Annotated in this window: 12 protein-coding genes and 2 pseudogenes; 5 read left to right on the top strand and 9 right to left on the bottom strand. The window is 70.9% G+C overall.

The window, feature by feature from the left end; all coding sequences use genetic code 11:
• Positions 1 to 765 precede the first annotated feature (765 nt).
• Together ACZ6R9_RS28390 and ACZ6R9_RS28385 are read left to right on the top strand one after the other, a co-directional pair.
• Entirely contained in the window at positions 766 to 1011 is a 246-nt protein-coding gene (locus ACZ6R9_RS28390) for a hypothetical protein (protein WP_380488432.1), read from the top strand.
• A gap of 36 nt (positions 1012 to 1047) precedes the next feature.
• Positions 1048 to 1338 carry a hypothetical protein gene (locus ACZ6R9_RS28385; protein ID WP_380488434.1) on the top strand — a complete coding sequence of 97 codons (291 nt, stop codon included), beginning with the start codon at positions 1048 to 1050 and terminating at the stop codon, positions 1336 to 1338.
• A 1407-nt stretch (positions 1339 to 2745) separates the two neighbouring features.
• Here the strand turns inward: ACZ6R9_RS28385 and ACZ6R9_RS28380 are convergent.
• A complete protein-coding gene (locus ACZ6R9_RS28380) occupies positions 2746 to 4341 on the bottom strand; it encodes a hypothetical protein (RefSeq protein ID WP_465541194.1) in 1596 nt (531 codons plus the stop codon).
• A gap of 1309 nt (positions 4342 to 5650) precedes the next feature.
• On the opposite strand from ACZ6R9_RS28380, the gene ACZ6R9_RS28375 reads away from it, so the two are divergent.
• The 3 genes from ACZ6R9_RS28375 (at position 5651) to ACZ6R9_RS28365 (ending at position 8265) form a co-directional block, all read left to right on the top strand.
• A complete protein-coding gene (locus ACZ6R9_RS28375; RefSeq protein WP_465541192.1) occupies positions 5651 to 6466 on the top strand; it encodes a hypothetical protein in 816 nt (271 codons plus the stop codon).
• Positions 6467 to 6770: 304 nt separating this feature from the next.
• The gene (locus ACZ6R9_RS28370; protein WP_465541279.1) at positions 6771 to 7904 is read left to right on the top strand and encodes an IS30 family transposase; all 1134 of its coding nucleotides are present in this window, start codon (positions 6771 to 6773) and stop codon (positions 7902 to 7904) included.
• Positions 7905 to 8073: 169 nt separating this feature from the next.
• Positions 8074 to 8265: a hypothetical protein gene (locus tag ACZ6R9_RS28365; RefSeq protein ID WP_465541190.1), complete on the top strand. Its 192-nt coding sequence runs from the start codon at positions 8074 to 8076 to the stop codon at positions 8263 to 8265.
• Positions 8266 to 8632: 367 nt separating this feature from the next.
• Here ACZ6R9_RS28365 and ACZ6R9_RS28360 read toward each other — a convergent pair.
• The 8 genes and pseudogenes from ACZ6R9_RS28360 to ACZ6R9_RS28325 all read right to left on the bottom strand — a co-directional run.
• A pseudogene (locus ACZ6R9_RS28360) lies at positions 8633 to 8851 on the bottom strand (IS5/IS1182 family transposase); the annotation flags it as partial.
• Between the two features lie 60 nt (positions 8852 to 8911).
• A complete protein-coding gene (locus tag ACZ6R9_RS28355) occupies positions 8912 to 10999 on the bottom strand; it encodes a helicase associated domain-containing protein (RefSeq protein WP_465541188.1) in 2088 nt (695 codons plus the stop codon).
• Positions 10965 to 11225 carry a DEAD/DEAH box helicase family protein gene (locus ACZ6R9_RS28350; RefSeq protein ID WP_465541186.1) on the bottom strand — a complete coding sequence of 87 codons (261 nt, stop codon included), beginning with the start codon at positions 11223 to 11225 and terminating at the stop codon, positions 10965 to 10967. The genes ACZ6R9_RS28355 and ACZ6R9_RS28350 overlap by 35 nt, the downstream gene beginning before the upstream one ends.
• A gap of 188 nt (positions 11226 to 11413) precedes the next feature.
• Positions 11414 to 12112 (bottom strand): annotated as a pseudogene (locus ACZ6R9_RS28345) (SbcC/MukB-like Walker B domain-containing protein); the annotation flags it as partial.
• A 35-nt stretch (positions 12113 to 12147) separates the two neighbouring features.
• Complete coding sequence (locus tag ACZ6R9_RS28340) at positions 12148 to 12846, bottom strand: helix-turn-helix domain containing protein (RefSeq protein ID WP_465541184.1); 699 nt, start codon at positions 12844 to 12846, stop codon at positions 12148 to 12150.
• A 166-nt stretch (positions 12847 to 13012) separates the two neighbouring features.
• Complete coding sequence (locus ACZ6R9_RS28335; RefSeq protein ID WP_380488442.1) at positions 13013 to 13342, bottom strand: DUF1330 domain-containing protein; 330 nt, start codon at positions 13340 to 13342, stop codon at positions 13013 to 13015.
• A gap of 146 nt (positions 13343 to 13488) precedes the next feature.
• A complete protein-coding gene (locus ACZ6R9_RS28330) occupies positions 13489 to 14067 on the bottom strand; it encodes a GNAT family N-acetyltransferase (protein WP_465541182.1) in 579 nt (192 codons plus the stop codon).
• 118 nt (positions 14068 to 14185) lie between these two features.
• Positions 14186 to 15163 (bottom strand): MBL fold metallo-hydrolase, encoded by a 978-nt coding sequence (locus ACZ6R9_RS28325; protein ID WP_465541180.1) that lies wholly within the window; start codon positions 15161 to 15163, stop codon positions 14186 to 14188.
• Positions 15164 to 15270: the final 107 nt, after the last annotated feature.

Raw genomic sequence — 15270 nt, 5'->3', positions numbered from 1 at the left:
GCGCTACCGCGCATCGGTCCACCTTCGGTGAGACGGGTCAGCCGCGCACGTATGCCGAGAGGGTCAGTTGCGGACCAGGCATCACTCCTGCGCGGGGGCGGTCAACTCCATCATCGCCTGGGCGTAGGTTGCGCCGTCAATCTCCTCGTCATGGTACTGGCGCATCAACTCGTTCGTCGCCGGCTGTCACTAGCCACCGCCCCGGACAGGGCGAGCCTCGGGCAGGGTCGGGCCCGGGACGACGGCCCGCACCCGGCCGCCAGAACGGCGCCGCAGACCGGCGGGCCGACGGCGCGGCAAGCGGGAAGGCGAGGCGCAACAGCCCCGGCCCCGAACAACAAGCACGGCAACGAGGCACAACCACCACACACAGTCACCAAACCCCACACCAACATCGACCCCGCCACACCCCCAACAGGCACAACCAAAGGTCCAGACAACATGGCGTGTGGGGCCATTTCACACCCACCGCAACCAACAGGTCACACCCTGCAGCCTCTCGCCGGGTAGAGCCTGGCGTGCAGCACTCGGTTCTCCCACCACGGATCAGCCTGCGCGGAGACCGGAGCAGCCACCAGCTCGCGCTTGGTCGGGACAGGCAGCACCAGCGGGCCCAAGGCCTTTGCGGCGCGGGCCTGTACGCACTCGGGGCACTCCAGCCGGTTGCGGGTGCGGGGGGTCAGCGCAGACTGGGACACGGGACCGTATGCCGAGGGGGAGCGAGGTGGTAGCACCATGTCAGACGCAGTGGAACCACGGGGAACCATGAGGAAGATCGAGGACAGCGAGTTCGAAGTCGTCCGCGTCACCATCGATGTCGAGGACGACCTGGTGCGGCGGCAGCTGGAGAAGGATCCCAGCGGGGCCGTCAGAAAGTTCCTAGAGGCCCAGGGGTACACGGTCAACCGGCTCACGGCGCCGGCTCCGGTGGAGGGTCAGCCGTACCGGCCGGAGTTCGTCCACATCCTGAGCGGGAAATACGCCTCGACATGGACCCGGCTCCTTCCGTGAGGACCTGAGGACGTGAGGACGTGAGGAGGAGTTTCCATGTCCAACGAAGCCGTGATGCGGGGCAGCGTCGAACGCGTGCGGGTGGCGGCCACATCGATCTACGAGGTGCGCCTCGAACCCGACGACGCGACACTCCATGACCTCGCCAACGACCCGCGCGGCGTGTTCCGACGGTTCTTCGAGTCCCAGGGACACGAGGTGAACGGGATCGCCCTAGGATCGGCAGGACACGGCCTAGCCGAACTGACCCACCTACCCGGACCAGGGCCGTGGGCCCACGACAACAGCCCTGAGGAGAACTCCCACTGGTACCGGATCGAGCTCTGAACGGAAAATAGATCATCAGCTGGGCGGGCGGCAGAACTTTTCGCGAAGGAGGACGCAGGTTCAGCGCTGTGATCGCGATGCCGAGGCGGGGAGTCAGGACGGCCCCGCTGCCTGGGCAGCGGGGCCGGAGCGGGCAGCGCCAGCGGGCCCAGTTCGCCCGTCTCCCGGTTGCTGACGCACCGCGGGCACTCCAACCGGTCCGGGCCGGCCTCCTCGGTCAGCTCCAACTCCGAACCGGCCTTCCCGCCGATCGAACCCCGACACGACCAACACAGGCGCAGCTGCGCGTTTGCCACGCGGACCGCCTCCAGCCGCGCCAGGGCCGCCTGTTCCGGGCGCTGGGTGTGTTCCTGGCGGCAGGGCCGGGTGACCTGGCTGCCGGGACAGGCCGCCGGGGCATGGAAGGTGCCGTGAAGGCCGGCCACCGCGCGCCCGGCCCGCTACCTGTGTGACAAGGCGGATGGGCGAAGTCTGGGACAACCAGCCAGTGGGCTACCTTCCCTCGCACCGACTACTCGCCCCGCGGGGCGGGCTGCGGGCGCACCCGCGGTGGTGCCTACGGTGTTTCACCTGCGATGGTGCCTACGTGGAGTCGGCGCGGCACCGGGAGCGGTCGGTCGGGCCGGCCCCGGTCGGCGCGGACGGCTTCACCGGGCGCGCTGAAGAACACCGGCCCGCCGCAGGCGCGAACCCCGAACCGAACCGACCGGCCACCTCCACTGCCCAAGACGAAGGACAGCGAAGAGGGTTGTCGCCACGCCCCGGGCCCCTTGACGCGGGGCCGCCGGCCTGCGGAAACGGGCCAGGCCACCGACGGGGGCGTGGAGGTGTCGGCGGAGGTGCCCACGGAGGCGGCGCAGGGCCCCTTGTCCCCGTCCGGCGAGGCCTTCGCCGGACGGTTGGGCAGGTGGTGGTCGGCGGCCTGCCCGCCGACGGCGCCGAGGTGTACCGGCCCGCCGCCCACCTCGCGTACACCGCGGGCCGAGGCGACACCCGACACCGCCTGCGCGCGTTCATCGAGCGCCACCGCCCCGGCACCGGCGACGAGCAGACCGCAGCCCGGCCGGCGGCGTGCCCGTCGAGGTCGACGCCTTCACCCTGGACGCCACCGCCGAGGCCGCTCCGAAGCAGCTCTGACCCACCACACGACATGCCGAAGGCGCCGACCACCTTGGGTGGCCGGCGCTTTCGGTGTTCCGCCGTGAGCCAGGTAGTGGCGGGCTCGTTGGCCAGGTTGTGCTTCGAGAGGTGGCTACCGGCGGCCGACGATCGTGTTGGCGATGGTCCGACGGGTGGACGGGTCGTCGCGGTCGCCCGGTCGTCGCGGTGGCCCGGACGGCGGCGCGGTGGCCCGGACGGTGGCGCGGTGGTCGTGGGCCGGTGGAGGCGGACCCGGGGTTGGTTGGTCTACCAGTGCTCGTTGCGGTCGCAGCGCATGTCGTGCTTGTCGTGTGCGTCGTGCTTGTGGTGCTTGATCCTGGTGGGGTCGGTGGCGGTGTGGGGGGTGGTGTCGCCGCCCCCGGTGACAACCGCGACGTTGGTGACCTCGTCGTCGGCACTGCAGGAGACATCGACCTGCAGCGTGATGGGCGGGTAGCTGGTCCCGGCGGGAAGGGCGTCACTGCGGGTGCAGGTGAGCGTGCCCTGGTCACAGGTCCAGCCCGTACCGCTGATGCTGTCGGCCTTGAGTCCCGCGGGGAGGGTGTCGTGCATGGTGACCGTGGTGCCGTCGGTCGGGGCGGCCCCGGCGGCGTTGCCGACGGTGATGGTGTAGGTCCCGTCCCGTCCCTGGGTGAAGTGCCCGGTGTGGGTCTTGGTGATGGTCAAGGACGGGACTACGTAGGAGATGGTCACCTGGCCGTTGTGGTTCGCCGTCCCGATCGTCGACGGCGTGTAGCTCGTGCCGGTACCCGTGGGGGTGGCGAAGCTGCTGCCGCCACCACCACCGCCCCCACCCGCCGAGGTTCCCGTGTTGTTGACGGCGCCGCTGCCGCCGCCCCCGCCGGCGAAGTACCCGCCCCCGCCGCCGCCGCCAGTACCGATGACAGCGGCGGCGCAGCCGCCGTCGATGGTGCCGCCGGTGCCGCCGGTGCCGACCGTGGTACCCAGGAACCCGCCTCCCGGCCCGCCCGGCGTAGCGGCACAGGGTGGAGCGGTGCCGGCGGCCCCGCCGGCGCCCCCGGTGCTGGTGCTGGTGCTGCCGCCGCCCCCGCCCTGCCCGGGCGAAGCCCCGGGGCCGGTGGCACTTCCCGCGGTACCGCCGGTGGCGTCCGGCGTCGTCCCGCCGTTGCCTCCGTTGCCTCCCGTGGAGGTCGCTCCGGTGCCGCCGGAGGCACCGCCGCCCCCGGCGACCACCAGCAGGGAGCCGCCCGCACTGACGCTGGAGGCCCCGCCCCCACCCGGACCTTCGAACCGGAAACCGGTGAGCGGGAAACTCCCTCCCGGGGCGCCGCCGTTGAACCCGCCGGCACCCCCCGTCCCGGTGCCGTTGCAGCCCTTGCCGCCGGTACCGCCGACGTTGACGGTGAAGGTCGTCGGGGCGGTGGTTTGCGGCAGGGTGGTCGCCACCCGCGCCCCCGTCCCACCAGTCCCCGTGACGGAACAAGGGGTGCCGGCGTTGTCGGCGCCGCCGGCGCCGTCCGCGGTGATCGTCACCACCGCCGCCGCCGGAACCGTCAGGGTCTGCGAAGCGCCGGTGAAGGTGAAGGTCTGCGACGGATCAGCCTCCTGCGCCCGCACCGGCACGGCCTCCACCGGCGCGGCGGCCACCGGTGGAGCCGCGGCCGCCAGCAGCGCCATACCGGACAGCAGCGCGCCCCCCACCGACACCACCCCCACACCGCGCTCTCCACGCCGTCCACCCGAGCCGACCAGGTCGGACGCGCCGCCGGCACCAGCCGGGATCGTCCCACCGGCCAGGGCCCTGTTGAACACGGCCGCGGGCCGCTGACGGCTGATCCGGTACCACGGCAGATCGCCCTGTCCACGCGTACGAGCACTCATCCGCGGGTTCACCTCTCCTCACAACGAAGCGCCGCACTCTCACGCGACAACGCAGAAGTGCGACATGACACTTGACGGTAAATCATGACAAACCACAGCAGATACCCCGATCCGATCACTTCGAGGCAGCGAGGTTGTGATGAGAAGCCTCGTATGTCGCAACACCCCACGCGAGCCGGCGAGGAGCCGGCATCGCCCATACGCCTGCTGCGCCAAGCGCTGCTCGACGTCGGCGCGGCCGGTCGTCGTACGCACCACTCTGCGCACCCGCGAGACCCTCGCAGTGCCACGGGGCGCGGCAGGGGCTCGAGTCCGACGGCCTGGTCGACTGGACCGTGCTGCCGCTGGACACAGGTGTACGAGGGCGAGCAGCTCGGCCGGTGGGTGCGGGCGCAGCGCGTCGGCCGGCCGGGCCTGGACGCGGACCGGCGGGACTTCCTCATCGCGATCGGGATCGAGGCCGACGCCGGGCTGGTGGCCGCGAAGGCCGCCACTGTGGCCAAGTCGAAGGTGTCGTGGGCAGACCGGTTCGTCCAGGGTCTGGCGGCGCTGGCGGCCTTTGTCGAGCGGGAACGGCATCCCCGGGTGCCCCGCCTGCACAAGGAACCGCTGGAGACCGTGGAGGCCGGCCCCGGGGTGAGGAGCAGGTGGTGGTGTCGCACTTCCCACTGGGCATCTGGCTCGACAATCAGCAGGCTCGGCGGGCGAAGCTGACGCCCGGCCGGCTCGCGCAGCTCGCCGAGCACGGTGTGGAGTGGGCGTAGCGGGCCGTCCCCGGTCCGGGTGGCCAGTTGCCTGACGGTGGGCTTCTTGGGCCCTGAGAAAGCACTGGGAGGCCGTCACCTGCGGGTGGCGGCCTTCCCGCGTTGTGGGGCAGAGGCGCTGGGCGCTCGCAGTGGTGCGGTCCCCGGGTCCGATGGCGCGACGGCCGTAAGGGAATCGGGCGGGGGTAACGGCCGAGATCGTTCGAAACCAGAGACGAAACCATCTGCGAACCCAGAGACGAAACGGCTGGGGCGGTCACCCAGCAGTGACTGGTGGGAGTCTCTCCGGGGTTGATGGAGTGCCGGTCTTGTTGAAGTCGTTCCGCTGATTGGGCACACAGCCTCGGCGGGGAAGCGCGGGAGCCCGGTTCCACTGCGGGTGGAAACCGGGCCTTTGCCGTGCCCGGCCGGATATTCGCCGAGCGGTTCGGAGCTTCTGGGTCTGTCGGGGGCCGTACTCGGTGAGGTCGGTCCGGTCATGACGACCGGAAGCAGGCTTCTCGCTGGACGGCACCGGGGCGGACCTGCGCGAGAATGAGCCCGGCATGGACCAGATCCGTGCCGACCTCACCGCCGTGACCGGCCTCGCGGCGCTCACCGACTTTGCCAATACGGTGCCGTATCACTGCTGTTCACGGTGCCGCGGGGGGTCACACGGGCGCACCGGGGGGATCAGTATGGCGGCGATCACGGTGGACGTGGCAGTTCCCGACTGGAACCGGTTGGATATCACCGATCTCGCGTCCGGCAAGGTGCTTACGGCACGGGACAGCCCGGACAGGGATGAGGACGATGCGGAGTACGCCCACGATTACTTCCACGGCGCGCTGTCGCCGAGTCCTGACGGGACTCGTGTCCACGACGGCGGCTGGGTGTGGCAACCGCGGGGGATGCCGGCGGTGTGGAGCCTGACCGCCTGGCTGCACGACAACCCGCATGAGTGCGAGGACGGGCCCAGCCATGCGGTGTGTCCCGAGGTCTCGGAGTGGAACTGGCCGGTGGTGTGGATCGACGACGGGCGGATCGCGGTGTATGACCGGGACGACGCCGGCCGCGGTACCGTCCACGTCCTCGACCCCACCTCGATCGAACCGCGCGCGCCGGACGTCCGATGGATCAAGGCGGCCGCGACGTTCCCCTGGCCGGTCGGCGAATTCGGCTTCTTCACCGACGGAGAGCACCTGCTGATCGCCGACGAGACCGGCCTGCAGGCCGTCGACATCACCAGCGGACAGCAGGTGTTCGCGATCGACGGATTCCGCCCGGCGCGTCAGGATCGACACACCGGAACGCTGATCCAGGTCGGCAGCGCCAAGGCCCGGTTGTGGACGCCACCGAAGTGGACTGCGCGCGCCGGCTGAACTGCCTTCCCCCGCAGGGCGCCGAAAGGAAGAACATCCGGTCGAGGGAAAGGCCGGCGACCCGCGCTGGCCCGCCAGTACCACCTCGACCCCGCCCGGCCCGTCCAATGGGAGGTCGAGGCACTAGGCAGTGTCTGCGCCGGTGAGTTTTGGCCCCACCAGAACGGGGTGAGTTCCAGACCTCGTAGCAACACCAGATGTGTGAGGTGTTGCAATGACCAGGGGACGTCGGGGAGTTGGAAAGCCCGGGCCTGCTGCTCTCGCGGACAAGCGTGATCGCTACCTTCGGCTCATGGCGCAAGGGATGAGCAACTCGGCCGCGTGCCGGGAGGTCGGGATCAATCGCAGGACCGGCACCCGGTGGCGGTACGGACGGACGGTGACGACCAGGACCGGGCAGGACTACACCTACGCGCCGATCACGGAGGAGAAGGATGGCCAGGTCTCCGACCGGTTCCTGTCCGAGGACGAGCGCGTGCAGATAGCCGACCTGCTCCGCGCGGGGCACTCCCTGCGCGAGATCGCGCGCCGGCTCGGCCGGAGCCCCTCAACGATCAGCCGTGAACTGCACCGCAACAGCAATCCCGCCAACGGCGCCTACCAGCCCTTCCACGCCCAGCGCCGGGCGGTGGCCCGCAGGGCCCGGTCCAAGGAAGGAAAGATCCGGCGCGACCCGGAGCTGCAGGAATTCGTCCAGCTGCACCTGGGCAAGCGTTGGAGCCCGGAGCAGATCAGCCGCGCCCTGCGGACCGCCTTCCCGGCCCAGCCGGATCGGCACCTGTCCCCGGAGACCATCTACCAGGCGATCTACCTGCCGCACCGCGGCGGCCTGGAGCGTCCTCCCGGCCAGCTGCGGACCGGGCGCAAGTACCGCCGCAAGCGGCGCCGGCCCGACCAGCGGACCACCCGGTTCATGGCCGCCGGGCTGCCCATCGGCGAACGGCCCGCCGAAGCCGCCGAACGACTCGTCCCAGGTCACTGGGAGGGCGACTTGATCGTCGGGAAGGACAACCGGTCCGCCATCGGCACGCTGGTCGACCGCACCACCCGCTACGTCAAGCTCGTCCACCGTCCCGCCGGCCGTGGATCGGAACACGTCCGGGACGCCTTGGTCCGCACGTTCATCACCCTGCCCGCCTCGCTCGCTCGGTCGCTGACCTGGGATCAGGGCAGCGAGATGGGCCGCCACGACGAGTTCACCCGCGCGACGAACATCCCGGTCTTCTTCTGCGATCCAGGCAGCCCCTGGCAGCGGCCCTCGAACGAGAACACCAACGGCCTGCTCCGCCAGTACTTCCCGAAGGGCACCGACCTCTCCGTCCACACCGCAGCCGACCTCGCCGCCGTCGAGGCAGAGCTCAACGACCGGCCTCGCAAGACCCTCGGCTGGGAGACACCCACCCAGCGGTTCAGTAGGCTCATCGCAACAGTCGAGTGACCAGGTGTTGCGACCGTCGCTGGAATCCGCCCTCCCCGACGTCCCCTGGTCATTGCAACACCTCACACATCTGGTGTTGCTACGAGGTCTGGAACTCACCCCGTCACCCCGGGGCCAGAAAACACCGTCCTAGACAAGGCAGTGTCCTGGCGATCGTGAGCGAAGCCAGATGACGAGTGCGGCTGCGGTGGCGGACCTGCGCCTGGCTGCCGAGGAGCAGCCCGTCCTCGCCAAGATGCTCGCCGCCGTCCCTGCCAGGCGCCGCCCGCCTCGAAGACCTCCTCCAGACGGGCCCGTCTCCCCGATCTGGCACCCCCTCGCCGAGGAGGACCGAAGGCCCTGCGGGTGGGCGGAGCTGTAGTCGGCGGGTGAGGCGGGGAAGGGGCAGCCCTGGCGCCGGCTGCCCCCACCGCTACCGCATGCTGCGGGCCGTGGAAATTTTCTGACGCTCACGCCCTGTTCGGCACTGCGGTCTGGGGATGACAAGGACACCGTGGCAGCCACTCTCCGCCCGCGAGGCCGGACTTCCCATGGAGCAAGCTGTCTACGAGGGTGTTCCCCACCACCTGGAACCAGGACTGCGCTCGTGGATCCGGGATTCCGTCCCGACGAAATCGCTCGTCCACACCCCGGCGCGCACTCACCTCTGTCCGCCCTGCTCTCCAAGCCCGCGAAGTTCGTGAATCCGGTCGACACGATGGACTCGTTGCTCGGTGATGCCGCCTCCGCTAAGGCCTGTCTGACAAATGATCATCTGGTCGGTTCGCGGAGCCAGAGGATCAGGGAGGCCAGGACGACTCCGGCGCGGTAGCGGTCGGCGAGTTTGTCGAACGGGTGGCGATCGCGCGGAACTGCTTGAGGCGGGCGAAGCATCGTTCAACCACGTTGCGGTCGCGGTGGATCTCCTTGTCGAAGGCGGGCGGTCGGCCGCCGAGGCGCCCTCGGCGGGGTACGACCAGCCGTCCCGGCCCGGTGTGGGCCGGGACGGCGGGGTCTTGCGGGGCGGGTCAGCCGGTGACGGTCTCGGCGTGCCGGGTGAGCGCGTCCAGGAGCGCGGTCTGGTGGTCGGTCAGCTTGCCGTCGGTGCGGGCCCCCGCCTGCTTGCGCAGCCAGGTGCCGGGCCGGAAGGCGGGGTCGTCGCCGAGGCCGGTGCGGTTGGCGGGGCCGTCGAGGGTGCCGCCGCCGGCGAGGTAGGCGAGCAGGCGGTGGTAGGAGCGGTTCCAGTCCGGCTCCAGGCGCCACAGCTCGTCCAGGCCGTCGAGCTTGGCGACCTGGTCCTTGGTGAGGCCCGCGGCCTTGCGCTGGCGGCGCATCCACGCGCCCACGGCGTAGTCGTCCAGCTTCGCGGTCGCCGGGATCGCCAGGTGGCCGTGCTGGTGGTGGAACGCGGCGGCGTAGGCGGCCCCGCGTTCCCAGGCGTTGGCGTTCTTCGACCGGATCATGCCGAGCGCGTCCAGCTCGCTGACGCGGGCGGCGTCGAGCAGGTGCTGGCCGCCCAGGTGGCGCTGGCGGGTGAGCCAGGAGATCAGCTCGGCGTGCTTGGTCTTGTCGGTGGGGTCGAGGTGGCCGTGCTGGAGGTGGAAGACCGCCGCGACGGCGTGCATGCGCTGCCACTCGACCGCGCGCTGGTTGAACGCGCGCAGCTTGACGGTCTGCAGGATCCGGGCGGCGTGCTGGCGGGCGTTGATCTTGAGCCACTCGATCGGCGACTCCACCGGGGCCGGCTGCTGCTCGCCTTCCCCGTCCTCGGCCGCCTCGCCCTCGGCGGGCTTGGCCGCGGTGGTGTGTGCGGTGCCCTGCGAGCGGCCGGCCCGCAGTTCGGTGATCCGGCCGACCACCCGGGCGTCGTGGGCCGCCAGCGCCCGCAGCACCCGCCAGATGGTGCGGAACGAGCTGGCTTCGATCTCGGCGTCGGCCTCGGCCTTCACGGCCTCCCCGGCGTCGTGGACCTCGGCCGGGTCCGCGGCCGCCGTGTCGTCGCCGACCTCGGGGGTGGGCAGGTAGACCGGGATGATGACCCAGGACACCTTGCCCTGCCGGTAGGACTGGCGCAGCGCCCGGCCGACGGCCTGGACGATGTCGATGACCGACGACTTCGGGTCGGCGAAGCAGATGGCGTCCACGGCGGCGACGTCGATGCCTTCCGTCAGGAGACGGCTGTTGCAGAGGATGCCGCACTCCTCGCCGTCCTCACCGGTGTGGGCCTTGAACTCGGCGAACGCGGCGCGGCGGTCCTTGAGGTGGTCGGTGCCGGCGACCGCCTTCGCCCAGATCCGCTCCGGGCGCTCCGCGTCCTCCAGCAGCTGGGAGGCGTCCAGCAGGCTGCCGGCGAACTCGCGCGCCGCCGTGACCCGGGAGTGGAAGGTGATCACGCGGCGCAGCCCGAGGTCGGCGACCGCGCGCAGCACCGCGATCTGCAGGGCCAGGCGCAGCAGTTCCTCGTTGGTGCGCTGGGAGCGCAGGTCGGCGACGGCGGGGAGGTTGAGGAGTTCGCGCAGGTCCTCGTCCGTCACCACCGGTACGAGCACGCGGTAGTCGGCGAGGTAGCCGTGCTCGATGCCCTGTCCGAGGGTCCAGGTGAAACAGACCTTGCCGTAGATCTCCTCCGAGTCCATGGAGCAGAGGGCGGGCAACCTCTCGGCGCCGTCGGTGTCGGCGAGGTCGGCCAGGCCGTCCTTCGCACGCCGGTCGTCCGCGATCCGCGGGGTGGCGGTGAAGTACAGGCGCCTGCGGGCGGGGACTTGGGCGTCGGCGTGGATCGCCGCCCACGCCTTGCCTTCCGGGCCGGCGGTGCGGTGGGCTTCGTCGATGACGACCAGGTCCCAGGTCGGGAGGCCGAAGTCGCGGTGGGCCTGGACGATCCGCTCCAGGCTCGCGTAGGTGGCGTACACGGTGACCGGCTCGCCGGCCTTCTCCTTGGCGACCAGGTCGGCGATCCGCGGGGCCTGTGTGGTGACCTGGGCGTGGACGCGGCCGCCGGCCTCCGCGCTCTCCAGTGCCTCCTCCCGCGAACACGCCGCCACCGCCAGCCCGCGGCGCCCGCCCCGCAGCGACCAGGCCTCAGCGGTCTGCTCCAGCAGCTCGACCGTCGGCACCAGCACCAGCACCCGGCCCCCGGGCGGCCAGGCGCCGTGCGCAGCCGGCGGCGATGAGGGTCTTGCCGGAGCCGGTCGCGGCCACGACGGTGGCGCGGCCGCCGTCCTTCACCTCGCGCACCGCAGCCGCCACCGCGTCCTTCTGGAACCAGTGCAACGGCAACGGATTCGCCACGGCGGTGGTGCCGGACGGCTGCGCCGGGACGGGAGTTTCGACGCTGGCCACGGTAGCGGTCTCCACAGCGTTGTCTCTCTTTCCGCTCCTGCTCAGGGTGGTGGGCTTGTTTCACTACAGATTGAGGCGAGGCCTTTCTCGCTCGGTGAGACAGGCTCCTGCCGCGCCCCGCCAAGGAGCTTGAGGGGTCTTGGTGGTCCTGATGGCGGGGGATCGTGTCGGGGTTCGGCTTGTAAACGTCAGTAGGCCGGGGCGGTGGCCATGGCCTTCACGGTCGAGCCGTCTTGGCATTTGCGGACCTGCATCTGGGTGGGGATGCGCCGTCGCAGGTCGGCGACGTGGCTGACGACCCCGACCGTGCGACTGTGGGAGCGCAGTTCGTCGAGTACTTCGAGGACCTCCTCCAGTGTCTCGTCGTCGAGGCTGCCGAAGCCCTCGTCGATGAACAGGGTGTCGAGCTGGCTGCCGCCGGCTTCCTGGGCGACCACGTCGGCGAGGCCGAGGGCCAGGGCCAGGGAGGCGAAGAAGGATTCGCCGCCGGAGAGGGTGGTGGTGTCGCGGGTCTGGCCGGTCCACTGGTCGAGGATCTCCAGGCCGAGGCCGGAGCGGCCGCGGCCGCTGGTGCGCGCGTCGGTGTGGGACAGCACGTAGCGGCCGGAGGACATGCGTTCCAGGCGGGTGTTGGCCGCCTTCGCCACCTCCTCCAGCCGGGCCGCCAGTACGTAGGCTTCCAGGTGCATGCGGTACTGGTTGTCGCCCGAAGTGCCTGCGGCGAGGTCCGCCAAGTGCTTCGCCACGTGGTGGTGGGTCAGGAGAGGTGCCAGTTCCTCGATGCCCTGTGTGAGGTCGTCAATGTGGCCGAGCAGCGTTTCGCATTGCTTGCGGCTGGTGCTCTCGGTGATGGCCGTTGCTTCCGACTGCTTGGCGGCGGCGGCGAGGCCGATCCACCGCTCAGCGGGACGCTGCCCGCCGGCTACCCGGAGATCCAGCCACGGACCTCCAGATACCGGATGTCTGCGTCCTCGACGGCGCGGCCGGTCTCCACCAGCCAGGCCCGCATCGCCTCGGTGACGTCACCGTGGTGGTCGGCGACCCGCTGGGACCACTCGGCGGCATCGAAGCCCCCGGTGCTCGCGGAGCCGTAGGTGCGCTCCTCGGTGCCGTCCGTACGCGGGAAGAACCCACGCCGCACACCGCCGGAGTCCTGCGCCGACCCGGCCGAGTACACGTACTGGTCGGCCTTCATCCTCACGGTGAAGGCCAGGCGGCCGCCGGCGCGGCCGGTGGCGTGCACCACAGGCGCGAGGTGGGATGCGCCCGAACGGATGGCCTGGCGTCCGGCGCGCCCTGACATCGACTCGCCAGGAGTGCCCACGGTGTCCTTACCACGCACCCGGGCTTTCTGCCCGGTCCTGGTGCGGCGGCGGCTCGTGTTCGCCTCCGCGATCCCGGCCAGTGTGTCGGGGTCGCGTTCGCCGCCGCGCACCGCGCGGACCACCTGGCGCAGCGCGTTGACCATGCTCGCGCCCTTGCCCTTGGTGAAGAACTGGCTGACCAGGCTGGCGTCGCGGCCGAGCATCTTGGCGACCTGGCGCTTGGTGTAGCCCTGGTCCAGCAACTCCTGGGTCAGGCGGGCAGCCTCGTTCGGGTTGTGCGGGTCGGCCGGACTCACTGGTCACCTCCGGCGGCGAGTTCGGCGCGGCCCAGGCCACGCAGCTTCAGGTACTGCTCCTGCGTGGTGGGGTGCTCGACGGGGCCGGTCAGGTGGCCTTTGAGGAGGTAGTCGCCCGGCTCGCCGCGGTAGGGCCAGGGCTGGCACTCCGTCAGGGCGCCGTGGCTCAGTGTTCGTCGAAGCGGTGCTCGGCCCGGTAGTCGGTGGGGACGCCCTCGGCGATGATCACGTCGGCTGTCATGTGGCGGGTGCGCAGGTGCAGGATGTCCTGGTAGGCGGGTGAGTGGTACCAGGCGTGGGCCTGCCGGTAGTCGGGGAACTCGATCATGATCAGGCCCTGTCGGCCCCAACTGCCCTCCATCGTCTCGAACTTGCCGCGGTGGACGAGGAAGCGTCCGCCGAACGCGTCGAGGGTGGCGTCGATGCGCCGCAGGTAGGCGACGGTGTCGGGGCAGACCTCGACGGAGTGGACCTGGGCCAGGGCGTAGGCGGGCATCGTGGCGCTCCCATGGAGTCGGGGGTCGGGCTGACACCGGCGACGTTACGCAGCGGCGGGGCTAGGCGAATCCGTCATGAATCGGTCGCCCGACCGCCTCACGCGGTGGCGGCCGGAGGGGCGGCCGGGCGGTCAGGGGTGGCGGGTCAGGCGCTCCACTCGCGGGCGAGGATGGCGTAGACGTATTCGCTGCCCCAGCGGTCGCCGTCGAGGTCGGCCTCGACCAGGTGGGCCTCACGGCGCATGCCGAGGCGTTCACAGACCCGGACGGAGGGGGTGTTCAGGGCGTCGAGCCGGGCGAAGAGGCGGTGAACTCCCAGGGTTTCGAAGGCCGTTGAGGCGAGAGCGCGGGCTGCTTCGGTGGCGTAGCCCTGGCCCGCGTACTGCGGGTTGAAGACCCAGCCGATCTCGGCCTGACGGGCACGGGCGTTGGTGAGGGTGACGACGACCTCGCCGAGGATGCCCGGCTGGTCGGCCCGGCAGACGGCCCACAGGAGGCCGTCGCCGTCGGCGCTCCAGCCGGCGTGGACGCCGCGGGTGGCGATGGACGTCTCGTTGCCCTCGCGGGTGTGCGCCGGGCGGTAGAGGTAGCGGACGACCTCGGGCAGGCGCTGGTAGGCGTAGCGGTCGTCGGCGTCGGCGGCGGTGAACGGGCGCAGGATCAGCCGCTCGGTGGTGATGGTGGCCGGGATGGCGGCCCGGGTGTGGTGCGCGACCTCGGTCATGGGTCCCCCTGGTGGTGTGTGGCGCCGCGGTGCCACTGTGGCGTCCGCACACCATAGTTGGCGAGGGGGCCCGCCGTGCCGGCCGGGGCTCCGGCGGGCACGGCGGGGGTGGGGCGGGTCAGGCGCGCAGGCGGATCGGGGTCAGGTGTTCGGGGCGGATCAGGCGGGTCTGCGGGGAGAGTGTGCGGGTCTGGTCGATGAAGCCGTCCAGGTCCATCGTGGTGTCGTGGACGGCCGGGCCGGTGAGCGGGGTTTCGAAGTCGTCCCAGTGGACGGGGATCACTGTGCGGGGATAGTCGAGGGTCTTGAGGAGCCGCGGGACGTAGCGGTGGACGCTGTGGGCGGTACTCTCCACGGACAGCATGGCGATGTCCGGCTTCAGTCCGGCGTAGTGCTGTTCCGAGAAGTCGGCGGCGCCGGTCAGCAGAGTTGACGGGCCGTCACCGAGACGGATCTGGAAGGCGAGGGTGTCGCCCTCCGGGAGGTCGCCGATCGTCTCCGGGACGGTGTCGGTCGGGCCGGTGAGGGTGCCGGGCACCCAGTACTGGTGCTTGGCGTTGCGGCTGTGCAGGCTGGACACCACCTGGACGGTGAACTTGCCGAAGTCGAGGTGCTCGCCGCCCTTCACCACGATCAGTTGCTCCGGCTTCACCCCCATCGCGCGGAGCAGGAAGCAGGTGGTGGCCGTTCCGACCACGCGCACGCCGTGCTGCTTGGCGATGTACGGGACGTCGTTGAAGTGGTCCCAGTGGGAGTGGCTGACCAGTACCAGGTCCGGTGTGCCGATGTGCTGGTCGATCAGGTCGGGGGCGACGGACAGTTCCGTCTTCGGGTCGAAGCCCTTCGTCGGGTACCGGGTGATGTACGGGTCGAACAGGACGGTCTTCCCGTTGCCCTCGATCCGCCATCCGCTGTTGCCGAGCCACCGGTAGACGGTCTCGCCACCGCCACCGGCCGGTGCCGGCTCGTCCGTCTCGGCCGCGGCCGCCACTGCGGAGCCCGCGCCGACGCCGACGCCGGCCATCGGGAGGAGGGCTGCCCCCGCGACAGCCGTCCTCAGCAGACCTCGTCGTCCTACTACCGTGTTGTCATTCATGCGTGGACGGACGATCGCACCGGTCCATTCGGTTCTCCCTTCTCTGACTTTCCCTCACTTGCCCACTTCCCCATCACAGTTGAGCGCGGGATCCTCCTCCCGGAAGG

Source organism: Kitasatospora sp. NPDC048662 (genome assembly GCF_055587065.1).
The sequence above is the reverse complement of the archived record's forward strand: the minus strand, read 5'-3'. Positions and strand labels throughout refer to the sequence as shown.